General features: G+C 48.0%; 18 protein-coding genes and 1 tRNA gene. 8 read left to right on the top strand and 11 right to left on the bottom strand.

The features are described from left to right. Positions 1 to 77: 77 nt before the first annotated feature. Both HPY86_00865 and HPY86_00860 read right to left on the bottom strand, forming a co-directional pair. Complete coding sequence (locus HPY86_00865; protein ID NPV13474.1) at positions 78 to 1,511, bottom strand: Do family serine endopeptidase; 1,434 nt, start codon at positions 1,509 to 1,511, stop codon at positions 78 to 80. Between the two features lie 75 nt (positions 1,512 to 1,586). Further along, positions 1,587 to 2,201, bottom strand: coding sequence for a hypothetical protein (locus HPY86_00860; protein NPV13473.1), 615 nt, complete (start codon positions 2,199 to 2,201; stop codon positions 1,587 to 1,589). Positions 2,202 to 2,721: 520 nt separating this feature from the next. Here HPY86_00860 and HPY86_00855 point away from each other — a divergent pair. The 7 genes from HPY86_00855 to HPY86_00825 all read left to right on the top strand — a co-directional run bounded on the left by HPY86_00855 (position 2,722) and on the right by HPY86_00825 (position 7,591). Continuing rightward, positions 2,722 to 2,797: transfer RNA gene (locus tag HPY86_00855), tRNA-Val, on the top strand. 28 nt (positions 2,798 to 2,825) lie between these two features. Continuing rightward, positions 2,826 to 3,554 (top strand): hypothetical protein, encoded by a 729-nt coding sequence (locus tag HPY86_00850; protein NPV13472.1) that lies wholly within the window; start codon positions 2,826 to 2,828, stop codon positions 3,552 to 3,554. Between the two features lie 50 nt (positions 3,555 to 3,604). Continuing rightward, positions 3,605 to 4,024, top strand: a complete 420-nt coding sequence (locus tag HPY86_00845; GenBank protein ID NPV13471.1) for a ribonuclease HI family protein — start codon at positions 3,605 to 3,607, stop codon at positions 4,022 to 4,024. Beyond that, a complete protein-coding gene (locus HPY86_00840) occupies positions 4,005 to 4,880 on the top strand; it encodes a hypothetical protein (GenBank protein ID NPV13470.1) in 876 nt (291 codons plus the stop codon). Before HPY86_00845 ends, HPY86_00840 begins: the two co-directional genes overlap by 20 nt. After that, positions 4,877 to 5,314: a dUTP diphosphatase gene (gene dut / locus HPY86_00835; protein ID NPV13469.1), complete on the top strand. Its 438-nt coding sequence runs from the start codon at positions 4,877 to 4,879 to the stop codon at positions 5,312 to 5,314. The genes HPY86_00840 and dut overlap by 4 nt, the downstream gene beginning before the upstream one ends. Next, positions 5,247 to 6,431 (top strand): glycosyltransferase family 4 protein, encoded by a 1,185-nt coding sequence (locus tag HPY86_00830; protein NPV13468.1) that lies wholly within the window; start codon positions 5,247 to 5,249, stop codon positions 6,429 to 6,431. Before dut ends, HPY86_00830 begins: the two co-directional genes overlap by 68 nt. Then, positions 6,428 to 7,591, top strand: a complete 1,164-nt coding sequence (locus HPY86_00825) for a glycosyltransferase family 4 protein (GenBank protein NPV13467.1) — start codon at positions 6,428 to 6,430, stop codon at positions 7,589 to 7,591. Before HPY86_00830 ends, HPY86_00825 begins: the two co-directional genes overlap by 4 nt. Here HPY86_00825 and rsmA read toward each other — a convergent pair. From rsmA to metG, 3 genes are read right to left on the bottom strand one after another with little or no spacing between them, the layout of a single operon-like run. Beyond that, positions 7,556 to 8,353, bottom strand: a complete 798-nt coding sequence (rsmA, locus tag HPY86_00820) for a ribosomal RNA small subunit methyltransferase A (protein ID NPV13466.1) — start codon at positions 8,351 to 8,353, stop codon at positions 7,556 to 7,558. The genes HPY86_00825 and rsmA overlap by 36 nt on opposite strands. A 22-nt stretch (positions 8,354 to 8,375) precedes the next feature. Beyond that, on the bottom strand, positions 8,376 to 9,176 hold the full coding sequence (locus tag HPY86_00815) for a TatD family hydrolase (protein NPV13465.1): 801 nt from the start codon (positions 9,174 to 9,176) through the stop codon (positions 8,376 to 8,378). A 4-nt stretch (positions 9,177 to 9,180) separates the two neighbouring features. Continuing rightward, positions 9,181 to 11,184 carry a methionine--tRNA ligase gene (gene metG / locus HPY86_00810; protein ID NPV13464.1) on the bottom strand — a complete coding sequence of 668 codons (2,004 nt, stop codon included), beginning with the start codon at positions 11,182 to 11,184 and terminating at the stop codon, positions 9,181 to 9,183. Between the two features lie 81 nt (positions 11,185 to 11,265). On the opposite strand from metG, the gene hslV reads away from it, so the two are divergent. After that, on the top strand, positions 11,266 to 11,805 hold the full coding sequence (gene hslV / locus HPY86_00805) for an ATP-dependent protease subunit HslV (protein ID NPV13463.1): 540 nt from the start codon (positions 11,266 to 11,268) through the stop codon (positions 11,803 to 11,805). Here the strand turns inward: hslV and dapB are convergent. The 6 genes from dapB to HPY86_00775 all read right to left on the bottom strand — a co-directional run bounded on the left by dapB (position 11,802) and on the right by HPY86_00775 (position 17,793). Continuing rightward, a complete protein-coding gene (gene dapB / locus HPY86_00800; GenBank protein ID NPV13462.1) occupies positions 11,802 to 12,524 on the bottom strand; it encodes a 4-hydroxy-tetrahydrodipicolinate reductase in 723 nt (240 codons plus the stop codon). The two genes, hslV and dapB, sit on opposite strands and share 4 nt — an antisense overlap. Then, on the bottom strand, positions 12,521 to 13,408 hold the full coding sequence (locus HPY86_00795; GenBank protein ID NPV13461.1) for a 4-hydroxy-tetrahydrodipicolinate synthase: 888 nt from the start codon (positions 13,406 to 13,408) through the stop codon (positions 12,521 to 12,523). The genes dapB and HPY86_00795 overlap by 4 nt, the downstream gene beginning before the upstream one ends. Positions 13,409 to 13,427: 19 nt before the next feature. After that, positions 13,428 to 15,299, bottom strand: a complete 1,872-nt coding sequence (locus tag HPY86_00790; GenBank protein ID NPV13460.1) for an ATP-dependent metallopeptidase FtsH/Yme1/Tma family protein — start codon at positions 15,297 to 15,299, stop codon at positions 13,428 to 13,430. Then, entirely contained in the window at positions 15,289 to 16,275 is a 987-nt protein-coding gene (gene tilS / locus HPY86_00785; GenBank protein ID NPV13459.1) for a tRNA lysidine(34) synthetase TilS, read from the bottom strand. Before tilS ends, HPY86_00790 begins: the two co-directional genes overlap by 11 nt. A gap of 101 nt (positions 16,276 to 16,376) precedes the next feature. Then, complete coding sequence (locus tag HPY86_00780; GenBank protein NPV13458.1) at positions 16,377 to 17,513, bottom strand: FAD-binding oxidoreductase; 1,137 nt, start codon at positions 17,511 to 17,513, stop codon at positions 16,377 to 16,379. Next, on the bottom strand, positions 17,494 to 17,793 hold the full coding sequence (locus HPY86_00775; GenBank protein ID NPV13457.1) for a (2Fe-2S)-binding protein: 300 nt from the start codon (positions 17,791 to 17,793) through the stop codon (positions 17,494 to 17,496). The genes HPY86_00780 and HPY86_00775 overlap by 20 nt, the downstream gene beginning before the upstream one ends. Between the last annotated feature and the right edge of the window lie 17 nt (positions 17,794 to 17,810).

Below are 17,810 nucleotides of genomic sequence, written 5' to 3'. Positions count from 1 at the left end.
AACTACGCTATTAAACCTCCTTTTATTGGCATATTGTGGCAAAAATTAAGCCGCTCGTCAACATTGAACTAATCTGTTTATGGTTCAACAGCAACGAACATCGGCTGGCTCCCGCGTTTAATATACAAAAGTAAGGGCTCCTTTGCGCCGGACAACTTTTCGGTAAGCCGGTAAAACTCGTCCACCCCTTTTATCGTTTCATCTCCCACCTTCAGAATCAAATCACCAACTTCAATTCCCGCTTTATCTGCCGGACTACCTCTCTCAACCCCAATAACCTTCACACCGTCGCTCACATCAGCCGCCTTCTTTTCATCAGACGAAAGTTCGCTCACTTTAATTCCCAACCAGCCTTTACCTTTCTCAACATCAGTCGGTATATTTTCTGCCCTCTCTTCGGGAAATTCGGTCAGAACCGCCCTTTTTGTCATCCGTTTGCCATTTCGTATTACGGTTAACACAACTTCTGTTCCCGGCTTAAATTCCGCTATCAGTTTGCGAAAACCCTCAACACCGGCAAAACTTTCGCCATTTATCGCCACGATAACATCCCCGGGCTTCAACCCCGCCTTTTCCGCGGGTGTATTCGCAACAACCTCACTTATTAATACCCCGGTTGTGTCATCAAGTTTCAAAGCCTGCCGGATTTTCTCGTTAATCACCTGAGGCCTAACACCCAAATACCCTCTTATTACCTTACCATACGTAATCAATTGCTCAACAACCGGCTTAACATAACTAACCGGCACTGCAAAACCAACACCAACATTAGCGCCCACCGGAGAACTCAATGCGGTGTTAATTCCAATCAACTCACCCCTAATATTTACCAGTGCGCCTCCGGAATTACCAGGATTTATCGCCGCATCGGTCTGAATAAAATCCTGGCGTGTTGGTCCTTCAGGCAAAGGAATTCCCGAACGGCCAATTGCGGAAACCACACCAACCGTAACCGTTCCCTGCAACCCAAAGGGGTTACCAATCGCTATCGCCCAATCACCGACCTTAATACTTGCCGGGTCCGCATACTTTATTGCCATCAACGGCTTATCAGAATTAACCTTTAAGACCGCCAGGTCAGTTTGCGGGTCCCTGCCGACAACTTTAACCTCGTCACCCTTGAAAACTGTGCCATCTGCCAGTTTTACCACGATATCTTCATAGCCAGCAATAACATGGTTATTGGTCACAATATAACCTTCAGAACTGACAATCACCCCAGAGCCCAGTGAACGGATATTCTGTTCTGGAATTGGCATCCCCCGAAAAAACTCCCTGAAAAACTCATCAAAAGGTCCGCCAAAATCGGGAAATATCTCGTCTCGGGAAACTTTTACCACTTTCTCAGCCGAAATGTTAACTACCGCAGGCATAGCGCGTTCTACCGCTTTCACAAAAGGACTCTGATTTACAGCGAGAGAGTCGGCTTCAGCATAGACCAATCCCCAACTGAAAAGTGTACAGGCTACTAACACCAGAAATTTGCGCGTTAGTGTAAATTCTCTTTTCATCATACCTCCTTTGTATACAATAGACTCATCTGGGTCCCCGGTCGTTTCAAGTATATAGCAACTTCAACCCCGAAGTCAGGGTTTCAAAATTTTACTTTCTTCCTTCTCAGGAGTTTTTACAATCAAACGCATACCAACAGTTTCTCTTGTCAGGTCCCAGAAACTGCCGCCCCTTGCCTTAACACCGGTAATCTGTTTCTCCAGATACCTTAAACAGGCAACTATATCTTCGGGCGCAATCCGCATATTCGCTCTGCCATCATTCTGATAAAGTTCCGCGATGCCAAGCAACACATCTGTTGCCTGCTGGATAATAGGGTTCGTAGAATGAAAGTGGTAGATAAGCCCACGCGCGCGAACCCTCAGGGTCTCTATCGCATTACCAATCGCCGAAACTATCTCGACATCCGATATCGACTCTTTTTGACCTTCACGAAATTTTACTAAAGCCAAACGAAGGTCGTGCAAAACCGAAAACATCTTCAGTTCAAACGAACCATCGCCACTGAAGTTTATCAGCCTTTTCAGCGCCTGACGCCGACTTTCCAGCAGGTAACGGCAGTCGTCAGAACAGGTTATCGACTTACGTCGATTTCTACCACAACACTGGGAACACAAGGGCTTACCGAGAACCGGACAGAAACGATTGGGCCGATGCCGACCACAGTAACTGCAAACTTCTGGAACCATCATAAAATATTACCACATATAATCATTAAATGCAAGAAAGAACAGCAGTTAACACAAAAATTGGTTTCCTATACCTCCCCAGCCCGGATACAGTTCCGGGGATAGCCTTCAACACCCTTTGATGATTTGCCCTTTTTGCCATCATTATCAACACCCTAACCACGGTTACCAATGCCGTTTTACGGTCTATCTCATTGAGAATTAATACGGTTATGAACTATACACCATTGCAATCCTGATTCTTGAAAACAGACCTGGTGATGTCCAGGATTCTGGACCAACCGCCTTTTTGTTCTAATATAACATAATTTTCGTATAACACCGCAAACCTGCCCATTTAAATACACTGCTTGACTTTAACCGGTCAAAACCCCGAGATACTTAACTCTTTACCGGTGAGATGGTTTTGCAAGTTCAGTTGAGGTTCTTACTTGATTGCGATTTCTAACACAAATTTGATTTCTTGACAACGGAATAAGAATTAATATATTAATTTAACTTGAACTGTTCAACCACAATCGGGCGATTAGCTCAGCTTTGGTTAGAGCGCTTGCTTGACATGCAAGAGGTCACCTGTTCAAATCAGGTATCGCCCATTTTTATCTTAAATAAATCCAATCGCCAATGAAAGAGAACTTTCTCCTCCTGCGAACATTACAGGAAATAGACACCGAACTTAAGAGCCTGAACGAGAGGCTGAAGGAAATCCCAAAAAGCATTGAAGAACTCCACCGGCAAGTGGACGAATATAAAAAAGCCCTTGAATCCCGCAAACAGGGCGTCGTGGAACACAAAAAACAGTACAAACTTGCCGAGGTTGACCTGCGAGCCGCTGAGGAAAAAATCGCCAGCTATTCGGTTCAGTTGTATTCGGCTAAAACCAATGAGCAATATAAGGCATTTTTAAAGGAGATTGAAACCCAGAAACGAATTAAAACGGAGATTGAAGACAGGATGATTGTCCTCATGGAAGAACTGGAAGTGCTCGAAAAAGAAATAAAAGCCTTAGAAAAAAATGTTGCCGAAAACGAAAGCCAGACGATGAAAAAAATCGAGGCACTGCAAGGAGAAAAAAATGAACTGCAGAAGGCAATTTCTGAAAGAGAAACCAGACGCCAGGAAATTGCCCGCTCGCTGCCTCCAGAACTTTTACAGCGTTACGAGAGAATTCGCAAGAGTAAAGGCGGATTGGCAGTAACCACTACCGAAAACGAGCGTTGTAATGGATGTCTCAGTCCAATCCCACCGCAACGCATACTTGAAATTGAAAAGCAGAATAAACTCTACCTTTGTGAAGCCTGTGGCAGAATATTACTTCCTGCCCAGCTGGACTCTCAACCAAAGAAAAATTGACCTCAGAACCTAAAAATCGCAAATTGCCCGAAAGTTCTTCTGCACCTTATTTGGTTGAAGTGGACGGTTCAGCGCGTTATAACCCAGGACCAGCTGGAATCGGAATAAGAATATTGAGACCGGACCAGAGCGTATTGAAGGAAATTAGCCGTTTTATCGGGATAAAAACGAACAATCAGGCAGAGTACGAGGCACTCATCACTGCTTTAAAGGAAATCCGCACCCTTTGCCCCAATCAGCCCGTGGTGATAAAAACCGACTCAGAACTTGTTTATCGCCAGTTAAAAGGCGAATATCGGGTCCGTGATGAAAATCTTAAGCCACTTTACCGACAGGCAGTTGGGCTTCTTAACACATTGCCCGAAGTGCAGATTGTATTTGTTCCGCGGGACGAGAACAAAACTACGGACAAACTGGCAAAATCTGCTTCAGACAAATTTGGCTCCTGGAATGAAAAGAAGAAACCGTAAAGCTGCAGTAACCTGGTTGATGCCACTGGGAACACTTATTCAATTTATGTTGCCCCGTTTTTTAGCGATCCGAATCGCTCTGCTTTTGGGAAAAGTCGCCTTCCGGTTAAACAACCGCCAGCGGCTGCGGCTTATCGAAAACTATCGCCATATTTTGGGACCCGACGCTACAGAAAAAAAGATTTTGCAAACCGCCCGTCAGGCTTTCGAGAATATGGCGATTTTTTACGCTGACCTGCTTCGTATTCCCGTGATGAAAAAACGAACCGCTCTCCTTGGTGAACTTGATCGGAAACAATTTGACCGGGTTCTGTCCAGAGGCAAGGGCGCAATTCTCGTTACCGGTCACATTGGCAACTGGGACCTCGCCGGAGTATTTCTAACCGCCCTTGGCTATCCGCTTTCTGCGGTAGTAGAACCGGTGCCCGGTGGCTGGATGAAAACCTTTAATCGTTACCGCAAGGCTCTGGCGATGGAAACAATTCCAATTCCGGAACGCTATCGCATCATTCAAGCCCTCGAAAAAAAACGGATTCTGGCACTGGTTGCTGACCGCGACCTTACAGGACGAGGTATCGTCTGCCCGGCTTTTGATGCCAAACGCTCTTTTCCCAAAGGCCCAGCCGTTTACTCGCTGCGTTACAACATCCCAATTGTAATAGGTTATTTCGTCCGGCAGCGTACCAAAAATCGACCGCCATATCTCGGCGTAATATCCGGTCCCATTGAGTTCAACCCTACGGGTGACCTTGACGCAGATATTGTTTCCCTGACGCAAATCATCGCTGAAAAACTCAACCAGGTTATTAAACAATATCCTGAGCAGTGGCTCGTATTCAACGCCGGCTGGCAATGAAAAAAATCAAAATTCGTGTTTTACGACTAAAAAAAGACATCCCTTTGCCCTCGCGGGCAACACCGGACTCGGTCGGCTTTGACCTTCACGCTGCCGAAGCCACAATCATCAAATCCCGCAGTTTTGGAGTAGTCCGAACCGGCATTGCCATTGAACTACCCCACGGTATTGAAGGCCAGGTTCGTGCCCGGTCCGGGCTTGCCCTTCGCCACGGAATCGGTGTATTGAATAGTCCAGGAACGATTGACCCTGATTACCGCGGAGAAGTTAAAGTCATTCTCTTCAACTTCTCAGATGTCGATTTTGAAATAAAACCCAAAGACCGGATTGCGCAAATCGTATTTAGCAGAACGGTTGAAGTTGAATTTGAAGAAAAGCACTCGCTTACCCCTACGAAACGAGGACAAGGAGGTTTTGGGCACACCGGACGGTAAAATGCGCATCTGCCTCGTCTCCAGTGCCTATCGACCTTACATCTCCGGAGTTGGGGAACATGTACACCACCTGGCACAACAACTGCAAAATCTTGGACATTCCGTACACATCTTAACCACCAGTTACACATCGTTTCCTGATAATAGTGCATTACCGGCCACACGACTGGGAAAAGGTTTGCTTTTGCCCTTTGCCCGAGGTCAATTTACTCTGCCTTTCGAATTCAAACTTCCTTTGGCCACGCGAAACTTTTTTTCCGCCAATAAATTCGACATCGTTCACTGCCACGGAATATTTCCCCCTGAACTGGCATACTGGGCGGCACTCTATACTAAAAATCCTCTTGTAGTAACATTTCACACCGTTACTCCGGAATTACCAAACACCGTATGCAAAACGGTTGGCTTTTTTCTCAAAAAAATTGACCACAAAATTAAAATAAAGATTGCGGTAACGCGAGGAAGTCAACGCTGGGCAGAAAGATTTTTTACCGGCGATTTTCGGGTAATCCCCAACGGTGTTGACATGGAGCGCTTTCATCCCAACATCCCGCCGCTATTAGAAGAAAAACGACCTCTTATTCTATTTGTTGGCCGGTTGGAGAAGCGTAAAGGACTGGATACGCTCATCATGGCTTTACCGGAAATCGTCAAGCAGTACCCTGAAACCAAACTGGTGGTCGTTGGTTACGGACCACTACAAAACTATTACCAAAAACTGGCTATTCGCTTGAATCTTGCCTCATCAGTTATTTTTACCGGCGCCATCCCCAACGACCTCCTTGCCGGTTATTACACCAGCGCCACGGTATATGTCGCGCCGACAATAGGTAATGAGGCAATGGGAATCGTCCTGATTGAAGCTCTTGCCTGCGGTAGACCGGTCATTGCGTCTGATATCCCGGGTTATAACGAAATTGTCACCAACGGTGTAAATGGTATCCTTATCCCCCGAGGCGAACATCAATCACTCGCTCAAGCAATTCTCACCGTCTTAGATTCGCCCAAATTAAGAAAAGAATTAGCCCAAGCGGCACTGGCTCGAGCCGCAGACTTCGATTGGAAAAAAGTCACCCGGCACGTTGAACAGGTTTATCAGGAGGTGTTGAGCAAATGAGCCGCCCACTCAGAATCCTGCTGGTTTCTGCTGCTTATCGTCCTTATCCATCAGGCGTCAGCGAACACACCCACAACCTTGCTTTGAATTTAAAAAAGGCGGGACACGAGGTTTCTATTCTAACCACGAGATTTCCGCAATTCGACTACCTTTCCAGCGAAACACCGGAGGAAATTCCGGTGTACCGGTTTGGCCGGGCGGTCCTTGTGCCCCTTAACCGTTCCTATGCCACCCTGCCAGTTGGTTTAAAACTCCCTTCTCAGATCGCACATTTTCTCGAGTCTTATGAGTTTGATATTGTTCACTGCCAGGGGGTATTTTGGCCCGAAATCTCCTACTGGGCTTTACGCTACAGCCGGAGCATAAATTTAATTACATTTCTCACCGCCGGGTTTCGCCTGCACCGTTTTGGCAGCACCCTTTTTCAATCGCTCTTCCGCAATCAGATAAAAAAAATCCACGGCAAAATTGCCATATCGCAACGCGCCCGCGCAGCAATAGAACCGTACATTCCTGGTGAATACCGCATCATCCCATCGGGAATAGACCTAAGTCTTTTCCACTCACCAACCCATCAAAATAAAACCAATCGACCGCCAACAATACTATTTCTCGGTCGCCTTGACAAGAGAAAAGGAATCGATATCCTTCTCCGGGCTTTACCGTTGATTCAAAAGTCAGTACCCAACATCCGCCTTACAGTAGTTGGTACCGGCATAATGGAAAAAAAATGTCGCCAGATAATCAAGGAGCTGCGATTGACCGAAATAGTACAACTGGTCGGCGCCGTGCCCCGGAAAGACCTGCCTTTTTACTACCAGAACTGTGATGTGTACTGCGCACCGACACTCGGCGGTGAAACACAGGGCATCGTGCTCCTCGAAGCAATGGCATGCGGTACACCGGTTGTTGCTTCTAATATCCCCGGCTACAACGAAACGGTTCAACACAATGTAAACGGCATCCTGTTTCCCCCAAACGATATCGAAGCACTTTCTCAATCAGTGGTCAAAGTACTTACTGAACCAGAACTTAGAAACCAATTGGTTTCCGCAGGATTGGAAACAGTTCGGCGCTATGACTGGCCTGTAATTGCCCAAAAAACCCTTGATTATTACTACGAACTACTTGCAAACCGTCCTCAGCGCCTCACTCAATAACCCAAACTGCTCCAGACTCAACTTTTCTGCCCGGAGTTTCTGGTCGAGATTAATTTGGGAAAAGATTTTAATTGCCGTTTCTTTTTTTAGATTGAGATTAACACATATGTTATTTAAAACGGTTTTGCGCCGCTGGGGGCTAAACGCAGCTTGAACTACCTGATAAAACCATTTATCATCCAAAAGGGAAATTGGTGGTGAACGCCTGGTCAAAACAAATGTCGTTGACATTACCCCGGGGCTGGGCTTAAAAAACCTTGGAGGAATATTGAACAACCGACGACCTAAACATAAATAAGAACAGATTACGCTTAGAGCGCAATAATGCTTTGTTCCGGGCTTTCCCAAAACCCGTTCCGCAAACTCTCTCTGGGTAGTAAGTACCGCACGCTCCCATGCCGAACTGTGTTCGAGAAGTTTCAAAAGAATTTCCGTGGATAGGTAATAGGGCAAATTACCCACTATTTTTATTCCGGAAAACCGCCTCATATCAAACTGCAGAAAGTCGTCATTTACCAGCGTCAAATTAGGCGCTGCGCCGATTGTCATTTTAAGCAAACTCACCAACCGCGGGTCAATCTCCACTCCGATGACGCTGCACCCCTTGTCCACCAATCGCCGCGTTAAAATCCCTTTCCCGGGCCCAATTTCCAGAACTATCTCTCCTGCTTCAATCTCAAGTGCTTCAACAATCGCATCTGCGGTTTTACTGTGAGTTAAAAAAACCTGACCTAAAGATTTTATTGGACGAATAGCCGCCACTAAATAGGATAACTACTGTATTTTACCCTATCTGAAAACATCTTCGGGCGTTATTGCGAGTAACCCGGGCAACTTCAATCGGTGTAAGGCCCAAAATATCACCTAACGCTTTAACCGTCAGTCTGATGAACGCTGGCTCATTGCGCTTACCCGGGCCTCTTTCTGGTTCCGGCACTAAATAAGGCGCATCGGTTTCTACGAGTATCCGCTCCTGAGGAATCGCCCGGGCAACATCAATCAATTTCTTATCGCCATAGGTCAAAGTTCCCGAAAATGAAATATAAAACCCCTTCTCAATTGCCCATTCTGCAAATTTCCTCCCTTCGGAAAAGCAGTGTAAAACACCTCGGAAATATCCGTGTTCTTCAAGCACCGCCATCGCCGTCTGCGCTGCATCACGAATATGAATTACCAAGGGCAGATTGAGCATCCGGGCAAGTTCAATCTGGGCTCGAAATGCCGTCTCTTGATTAGCCCGGGTAGAAAATCCTCTAAAGAAATCCAGCCCGGTTTCGCCAATCGCCTTGACCTGCGGTTCAATACACATCTCTTTCAAACTTTGAATATCCATACTCCGGAAAGAATCCGCCTCATGAGGATGAATGCCCACTGTGCAATAAAGCCCTTCCCGTCCCCGACACAACTCTATCGCCTCCTGACTGTCCGGAACATTCATACTGACCGTCAACATCTCCCTTACACCAGCCTGTCGGGCGCGGCGTAGAACATCGCTTAAATCGGCGATAAACTGGTTATCGGTTAAGTGACAGTGAGAATCAAAAATCACAAGACCATCGGGGTTTTCTTTACTTCGACGCGGCATAACGCTACGAAACTAAAGCACCCGGAGTAACCTCCTGGTCAATCGTAACAAGTGCAACTTTCGACCCATCAACCGCCGCCAGTAGCATACCGTTTGACTCAACCCCGCGGATTCGTGCCGGCTGGAGATTAGCGACCACAACAACATTGCGGCCAATCAACTCCTCAGGTTGATACGCTTCACCGATTCCGGCAACAATCTGCCGTTGTTCATTTCCCAGGTCAATCATCATCTTTATTAATTTCGTTGTACCGACAACACGTTCGGCACTGACGATGCGGGCAACCCGCAATTCCACCCTTTTAAAATCGTCAATTGTTATCATATCCTTCTCCTCCTTTGCCTCATTTACCGACCCTGCGCCCAGACGCGCTCTTTCCCGAATGACAATCGCCTCGTCCAGTTTCTCAAACAGAATCTCAACTGGTCCGGTTAACTCTCCGGGAAGAGCTGGATTCGCTGCATCATTCCAGGACCTTTTCCCAAGACTAAGCATTCGTCCGATTTTTCTGCTCGTCTCAGGCATAAACGGGAAGGTCAAAATTTCCAGCGCCGATACCAATCGGGTACAGACATTTATCGTTCGGTCACAACGAGCGCGATTTTCCTTGAATGTCCGCCACGGCGTCTCGTGGTCAAAATAGCGATTTCCCAATGCCGGCAAGGTCATCAGTAGCCGTGTCGCATCCTTAATCTGAAACGACTCAATTAATTGACCAATCTCCTGCGTTGCTTTACTAAGTGCGGTCAACACTTCTTCGGCTGGTTCATCAATTACAGGAGCGCTCGGAACCCTACCACCGTAATTCTTTTTGATGAATACCGCCACCCGATTTACAAAATTCCCGAAAACATCTGCCAGTTCGTTGTTGTTACGAGCAAGAAAATCTGCCCAAGTGAAGTCCACATCGCGATTCTCCGGCAGATTCACTGCTAAGGAGTATCTTAACGGGTCGGCTTGATATCGTTTAAGATAATCGGGTAACCATATCGCCCAGTTCCGAGAAGTGGACAACTTTGCCCCTTCAAGATTGAGAAACTCATTGGCGGGAATCTCCGCGGGCAGTACATAATCGCCGTGCGCCATCAACATTGCGGGCCAGACAATAGCATGAAAAACGATATTGTCCTTGCCAATAAAGTGAACCAGTTTCGTCTTCGGATCCAACCAGTACTCCTGCCACTTATCTGGTTTCCCTGTATTTTTCGCCCACTCTTTTGTTGACGATATGTAGCCAATCGGAGCATCAAACCATACATACATCACCTTATTCTTTGCTTCAGGCAGCGGTACCGGAACCCCCCAGCTTAAATCCCGGGTAATGGGACGGTCTTGCAAACCGCGCTTAAACCACCCCTCGCAGAATCGTTTAACATTGGGCTTCCAGTGCTGTTTCGTTTCCAACCAAGCTTTTAAACGGTCTTCAATTTTGGAAAGGGCAAAAAACCAGTGGGTTGTCTCTTTAACTTCCGGTGTGGCGCCACAGGTCTTGCACTTAGGTTCGACCAGTTCAAACGGCTCAAGCCACTTACCGCAGGCTTCACACTGGTCGCCTCTTGCCCCGGCAGTACCACACGCCGGACAGACGCCTTCAACATAACGGTCAGCAAGAAACATCCGACATCTGGGACAGTACAACTGCTTTGTTGTTTTGGGAGCAATAAATCCGTTTCGGTAAACCTTGAGAAAGAAATCCTGCGCTGTCTCGTAATGAATGGGCAACGAGGTCCGGGAATAGTTGTCAAATTCAATGCCGAACTCTTGGAACGACTTTTTAATTGAAGGATGATACCGATCAACCAGTTCGCGCGGTGAGATACCCGCCTGCTGAGCCGCAATGGTAATTGGCACACCGTGCTCATCAGAACCGCAGATAAAAACAATATCTGACCCCTTCAGCCGGTGGTATTTTACATAAATGTCCGCAGGAAGATAAGCACCCGCAAGATGTCCAAAATGAATCTCTCCGTTTGCGTAAGGCAACGCACTTGTTACCAGTATCTTCACAGCGTTAAAGGATAACTATTGCCTGAATAAAGTCAAGCGTTACGCTTTACAACCACCCCTTAAGCCGTTAAAATTAACCTAATGGGAAATGGTAATTTTCACCACACGACGATAATCGGTGTGCGCCGCGATAACATCGTCGCCATGGCTTCTGACGGTCAGGTAACAATGGGGGATACCATTCTCAAACATGGCGCCCGGAAGATTCGTAAGCTCCACAATGGTAAGGTGCTGGTTGGTTTTGCTGGTGCCACCGCCGACGCCTTTACCCTGTTCGAACGCTTTGAGGCAAAATTAGATGAATTCTCGGGCAACCTGCCTCGTGCCGTTGTCGAACTGGCAAAAGACTGGCGTACCGACCGAATCCTCCGCCGCCTTGAAGCACTACTCGGCATCATTGACCATCAGTTTTCCTTCATTGTGTCGGGTTCGGGTGATGTTATTGAACCGGACGACGGCATTGTCGCCATCGGCTCCGGTGGCGCCTATGCCCTGATTGCTGCCCGACTGTTACTTAAGCATACTCAATTACCCGCCGATATGATCGCCCGGAGCGCAATTGAAGCAGCAGCGCAGGTCTGCGTTTACACTAACACGGAAATTTTCGTCGAAACAATTTAACTCAAACCCAGCACATCATTGACTGAATAAAAACCGGGCGCTTTACCAATTATCCAGCGAATCCCGAGGACAACACCCCATCCAAAGGCAACACGGCTCTCAGCCTGGTGAATCAACTCGACATGTTCACCCGGACCAGCAAACAGTACCCGATGCACCCCAACAATATCACCTGCACGAATACTGCTGACCCCGACTATCTTATTTTCCTGTTGTTTCTTAATCATTTCTACAAGCATTTTAGCCGTGCCTGATGGTGCGTCTCTTTTCTTCGTATGATGAGCTTCTACAATATGAATATCCCAATCTCTCCCGAGTAACCGAGCAGTTTCTTCAACCAACTTCGCCAGAACCGCTACACCGGTTGAAAAGTTTGGTGCATACAGTATTGGTATTTTTTGCCCGGCATCTTTCAGCGCCTCAATCTCCTCTTTCTGAAAACCGGTAACACCGGTAACCAGAGGTTTTCCTGCCCGAACGCAAACCTGAACATTCCCCAGCACCGAATTAGGAGTCGAAAAGTCCACTACCACATCGCATTTATCAACAATTGGCGTGAGTTCGGTAACTATCAATCCACTACCAACCGGCGTTCCAACCAGCGGATGTCCCATCGCCTCAACCCCAGCAACAACTTCCATATCCGACTGCCCGCTGATAAGACGGACAATTTCGCTTCCCATCCGACCACAAACGCCCACCACAACAATTTTTATCATCTATCTCCCGACATTAATCCATACTCAACCAGTGACCGGTGCAAAATCGCTGAAGCTTCTGGGCTCAGTGGACAGAGCGGTAATCGCGGCTCACCGGCTGCCATTCCGAGAAAGTTCATTGCCGCCTTAACCGGTATCGGATTGGTTTCCACAAACAGCGCCTTTATTAAAGGAAACAACTTCAGGTGTTTCTGCCGTGCCGCATCAACCTTCCCGCCGAGATAATCACGAACCATCTGTTCAACATCTTTGGGCACAATATTGGAGACCACCGAAATCACCCCTTTACCACCCACTGCGAGAATCGGCAGAGTCAGCGAATCGTCTCCGGAGAGCACAACGACTCTTTCTCGGCACCTAACAATTATCTCGCTGGATTGGTCAATACTACCCGATGCCTCCTTTACCGCTACAATATTCGGACAATCCTTTGCCAGTCTTTCAACTGTCGCCGGCAGAACATTCACAACACTTCGAGGTGGAATGTTGTAAATTATCACTGGCAGTTTTGTTGCCTCAGCACAGGCACGGAAATGACGGTAAAGCCCTTCCTGGGTAGGTTTATTGTAGTAAGGAGCAACAATTAGCACACCATCAACCTTCAGCTCCTCAGCCTTTTTAACCTGCTTTATTGATTTTTGGGTACTATTCGTCCCGGCGCCGGCAAGCACCTTTATCTTTCCCTTCACTTCCGAAACGGCAATTCCTACCACCTCCTCCCATTCCTCTTCAGTAAGACTTGGTGCCTCACCGGTAGAACCACACACCAGTACGCCGCTAACACCTGCCGCCAGTTGAAATTTGATATTGGCTCTTAACCCATCAACATCTAATACCCCGTCTTTAAACGGCGTAATCAAAGCGGTTATACAACCAGAAAACATTCACCACCTCCTGAAATTTTTAAAGCGGCGCGGCAATTGAACTACTATCTCCTTCAGAGACAATGCCCAGAATCCGGTCAACATCCGTGCCGGTTAAAACCTCTTTCTCAAGTAGCGCCTTTGCCAGAGCCTCAAGTTTCTCACGGTTTTCGTTCACCAGCCGGAACGCCTTTTCTGCCTGACTGTCAACAAATCGCTTGATTTCGGAGTCGATCAACTGAGCCGTCTCCTCCGAAAAAGTCCGGTGCAAACCCAGCTCCCGGCCGAGAAAAATCTCCTCTTCCCCTTTACCAAAAGTCAAAGGACCGAGTTTCTCACTCATTCCCCATTCAGTAACCATCCTCCGGGCAAGCATCGTTGCCCGATCAATATCGTCCCGGGAACCGGTTGAAATATCACCAAAAACAATCATCTCGGCGGCGCGGCCCCCAAGCATAATTGCCAGTTGATTAAGACAGTACTCCCGGGAATAAATCCGCTTGTCATCGAGCGGTAGCTGCTGCGTAACACCAAGCGCCCTGCCCCGGGGAATAATCGTTACCTTATGTATCGGGTCGGTACCAGGAATCAACCTTGACACCAGAGCATGCCCTGACTCGTGATAGGCAATCCATCTTCGCTCCTGTTCGCTGATCAGCAAACTTCTCCGTTCAACACCCATCAATACCTTATCTTTTGCGTCTTCGAAATCCTGCATTGTTACAGCGGAACGTCCCCGTCGTGCTGCCAGAAGTGCCGCTTCATTGACCATATTCGCTAAATCGGCACCGGAAAAGCCCGGTGTACCCCGGGCTAAAACCTTAACATCAACATCCGGAGCCACCGCAATCTTCCGGATATGCACCTGTAAAATCCCCTCACGACCCACAACATCAGGCAGGTCAACAACAATCCGGCGGTCAAACCTTCCGGGCCGTAACAGTGCCGGGTCAAGAATATCAGGGCGGTTCGTCGCCGCCATAATGATAACACCATCAGCCGCCTCAAATCCATCCATCTCAACCAGTAGTTGATTTAAAGTCTGCTCCCGCTCATCATGCCCACCACCTAACCCTGCGCCCCGCTGTCTGCCAACCGCATCAATCTCATCAATAAAGATAATACAGGGAGCATTTCGTTTACCCTGTTCAAACAGGTCTCGCACCCGTGCCGCGCCGACACCCACAAACATCTCAACAAAATCGGAGCCGGAGATGGAAAGAAATGGTACCCCGGCTTCGCCCGCCACCGCTTTGGCAAGCAATGTCTTACCGGTACCGGTAGGTCCAACCAGCAGTACCCCCTTAGGAATTCTGCCCCCCAGCCGTTGAAACTTCTGGGGCGATTTCAGAAAGGCGATTACCTCCTGTAACTCCTCTTTTGCTTCTTCAACGCCGGCAACATCCTGAAATGTAACCTGAGGTCGGTCAGAAGTAACCAACCGTGCCCGGGAACGGCCAAAAGTAAAAGCCCGGTCCTGACCCGATGTCATTCGCCGCATAAAAAGCACCCAGATGCCAATCACCAGCACCCAGGGCAAAATTGAAATAAGAATCGTGGGCCACTGGGAGCGTTCCCGGGCGTCGATATAAACATCGCTCTTCAGAAGCCGGGAAACGAGTTCTGGGTCATTCTTCGGAACGGTAGTTCGAAACTCGGTAAAACTCCTTTTACCCTTATCGGTACCGAGCTCAATCGGCGTACGCAGTGTTCCGGAAATGTCCTGCTCCGTCAGCACCACGCGCACTACATTCTTCGCCTCAACCTGCTTGATGAACTCGGTATAAGTTATCCGCGCGGCACCAGTCTGACGCTGGGAAAAAATTGTCCAGACCAACCAGGCGGCAACAAAAATGAAAATCCAGACAACAATTGAACCTATTGCCTTACTCGCTGACGGCTTAATCGGCATCAAAAATCCTTTGCCGGAACACCGGCACTTTTAAAACACCTCTCCTGATTTCAACCTCAGTACCACCCGGCAGTAGATATTTTCCACCCTTACCCCGCTCCATTAAAAAAATCAGCCGCTCGGTGGCATCGGCATCAATCTGCGAAACTAAAACTTTTATCATTCGCCGCTTCAAAACATTATTATAACTGTTAAACTCCTTAATGTCAATCAGCACTTGCCGCTGCTCGGAGTGAGCGATTTTCTCCAGCACCCGGGTCGCAAGAAAGTCAAGAAAACTATCCTCGGCGCTAATAATTGCCGCGCTCCGGGCAACGGTATCAACCAGTGCTGGATTCAATTGCTTCAAGACCGGCACAACCTCCTGCCGAATAAGGTTCCGGCGAAATCTTACATCCTCATTGGTCTCATCCTCAACCCAGTTTATCTCCCGCGCCCGCAGGTAATCGCGAATCGCATCGCGCCCAATTTTTAGAAGCGGCCGGATAAAAATATCCCTTCGTATTGGAATGCCGGACAGTCCTCGCAAACCAGCCCCGCGAACCAGATTGAGGATTATCGTTTCAAGATTATCATCCGCATTATGCCCCAGCGCCACCCGGTTGCAACGCAGTTTTTTTGCTACCCGGTAATAATTTTTGTACCGTAACTGCCTTGCCGCATCCTCAACCCCCAATTTGTAACGCCGTGCATAGCCCGTGACATTAACCCGCACCAAAGTTAACGGTATACCCCATAACTCCAAGAGTTCTTTTACAAACCGCTCATCCCGCGCTGCATTCTCCCGCAATTGATGATTGATATGAACCCCAAACAGTTCAAGCCGCCACTTCTTTGCCACCACTCGGAAAAGGTCGAGAAGACAAACGGAATCCGCTCCGCCTGAAATTCCGACCAGTATCCGATCTCCCGGTTCCACTAAACGATTCCCCTCAATTGTATCAAGAAACTGATGAAGCACTGAAACTCTTTTCACTGAAAGATATTATTTGTCGGCAACCCTTCCGTCAATAAATTGTAACTCTCCTTCCCATCCCGACCGGTTGCCCATTATCCTGTTCGCTGGCAAAGGATGTTTTATTTCATCGCTTCGGCTTTGCTCCACTCCCGGTCGAGCCGAAACTCTGAAAGGTCAATTGATGATTCGCCGGTGGTAATCAATTCTGCCATCAACTCACCAAGTGCCGGACCGAACATAAAACCGTGCCCGCTCATCCCGGCTGACACATAAAAACCCTCTACCGGCGTCTTCCCGCAGATTGGATTACCATCCGGGCTCATCTCATAAGAACCTGCCCAATGCCGGAGCACTTTTACTGATGCGAGTTTGGGAAGGAGCCGTACCATCCGCCGTGGCATTTCGGTGATGAACTCATCAGAGGCATCGACACTATCTCCCGGAACAATCGGCACCGGGGTATAACAACCAATAAAGTGGCCGGTTCCGTAGTGCTGAACAAAGTAACACCCGTCCGCACGGTAATCAACCAGCATCGGCTCTAAACACCGCTCAATCGCTTCAGTAACCAGCGCCTCATGCCGGTCCGGTTTCACCGGAATCTCAATACCGGCGAGTTTGCCAATCTCACTTGCCCATGGACCAGCCGCGTTCAACACAATGGGAGAGAAAAACTCATCTCCATTCGCCGTTTCCACCGAAACAACCCGCGTACCAGAAAGATTAATCTTCTTCACATCGGCATTAACGAAAACCTGGCCATTAAGGCGTTTGACCCCTTCAAGATAGCCATAGGTAACCTTAAATGGATTTGCCTGTCCATCCGTTGGACACCAGGCACCACCCAATAATCCTTCTCGATTCAATCCGGGGACGATTCGACCACAATCATCAGCTGAAATGAAATCGACTTTAAGCCCATATCTTCTTTGTATTTCTATGGCTTGCTCAAATGATTTCTTACGGGCTTCATCAAAGGCGAGAAACAGATACCCACCTGCATACCACTCAACATCGGTCCCAAGCTCCTCATGCAGTTCTTGAAACATCTTAATACTTTTCAGCATCACCCGAATTGTCAAATCGTGGGTAAACTGTGCCCTGATACCACCAATACACCGGCCTGTTGAACCGGCGCAGGGAAACTTGCGCTCAAGAATGAAAACTTTTAGCCCTCGCTTCGCAAGATAATAACCGGTGGCGGCACCGATAATTCCACCACCAATTACAATCGCATCAGCGCTCTTCTTGCTCATTCCTGTATGAACCAAGTTGGCCTAATGGAATTGGTTTCAAAGGAGGGCGCGAACTGGGAAACTTCTGAAGAGCAATCGGAATTCCGGTCTCCTCTTCAATCAAGCGGGCGATAACCTTCAAACACCCTCTGCCGCCGCAATGACCCATCCCGGTTCGTAAAATCCTCTTTATCTCTTCTAGTGAATGGTACCCATTACGAATCACCGCTCGAACCTCATCTTCGGTAACCTCCTCACACCGACAGACAACCCTGAAACCGGACCGTTTTTTCGAACTCATCTTAGCTGACTTTTTCC

The organism is candidate division WOR-3 bacterium (assembly GCA_013177935.1).
Classification (GTDB): Bacteria; Hydrothermota; Tepidihabitantia; order Tepidihabitantales; family Tepidihabitantaceae; genus Tepidihabitans.
Note: the sequence above shows the minus strand (reverse complement) of the source record. Positions and strands in the feature narration are given on the sequence as shown.

Bases quoted from the DNA above. Each gene is read 5' to 3' on its own strand.
- dut (NPV13469.1), top strand. From the start codon at position 4,877: ATGAAAAAAATCAAAATTCGTGTTTTACGACTAAAAAAAGACATCCCT.
- dapB (NPV13462.1), bottom strand. From the start codon at position 12,524: ATGATAAAAATTGTTGTGGTGGGCGTTTGTGGTCGGATGGGAAGCGAA.
- HPY86_00865 (NPV13474.1), bottom strand. From the start codon at position 1,511: ATGAAAAGAGAATTTACACTAACGCGCAAATTTCTGGTGTTAGTAGCC.
- HPY86_00840 (NPV13470.1), top strand. From the start codon at position 4,005: ATGAAAAGAAGAAACCGTAAAGCTGCAGTAACCTGGTTGATGCCACTG.
- HPY86_00850 (NPV13472.1), top strand. From the start codon at position 2,826: ATGAAAGAGAACTTTCTCCTCCTGCGAACATTACAGGAAATAGACACC.
- HPY86_00780 (NPV13458.1), bottom strand. From the start codon at position 17,513: ATGAGCAAGAAGAGCGCTGATGCGATTGTAATTGGTGGTGGAATTATC.
- HPY86_00795 (NPV13461.1), bottom strand. From the start codon at position 13,408: ATGTTTTCTGGTTGTATAACCGCTTTGATTACGCCGTTTAAAGACGGG.
- HPY86_00825 (NPV13467.1), top strand. From the start codon at position 6,428: ATGAGCCGCCCACTCAGAATCCTGCTGGTTTCTGCTGCTTATCGTCCT.
- HPY86_00815 (NPV13465.1), bottom strand. From the start codon at position 9,176: ATGCCGCGTCGAAGTAAAGAAAACCCCGATGGTCTTGTGATTTTTGAT.
- hslV (NPV13463.1), top strand. From the start codon at position 11,266: ATGGGAAATGGTAATTTTCACCACACGACGATAATCGGTGTGCGCCGC.
- HPY86_00860 (NPV13473.1), bottom strand. From the start codon at position 2,201: ATGGTTCCAGAAGTTTGCAGTTACTGTGGTCGGCATCGGCCCAATCGT.
- HPY86_00775 (NPV13457.1), bottom strand. From the start codon at position 17,793: ATGAGTTCGAAAAAACGGTCCGGTTTCAGGGTTGTCTGTCGGTGTGAG.
- HPY86_00790 (NPV13460.1), bottom strand. From the start codon at position 15,299: ATGCCGATTAAGCCGTCAGCGAGTAAGGCAATAGGTTCAATTGTTGTC.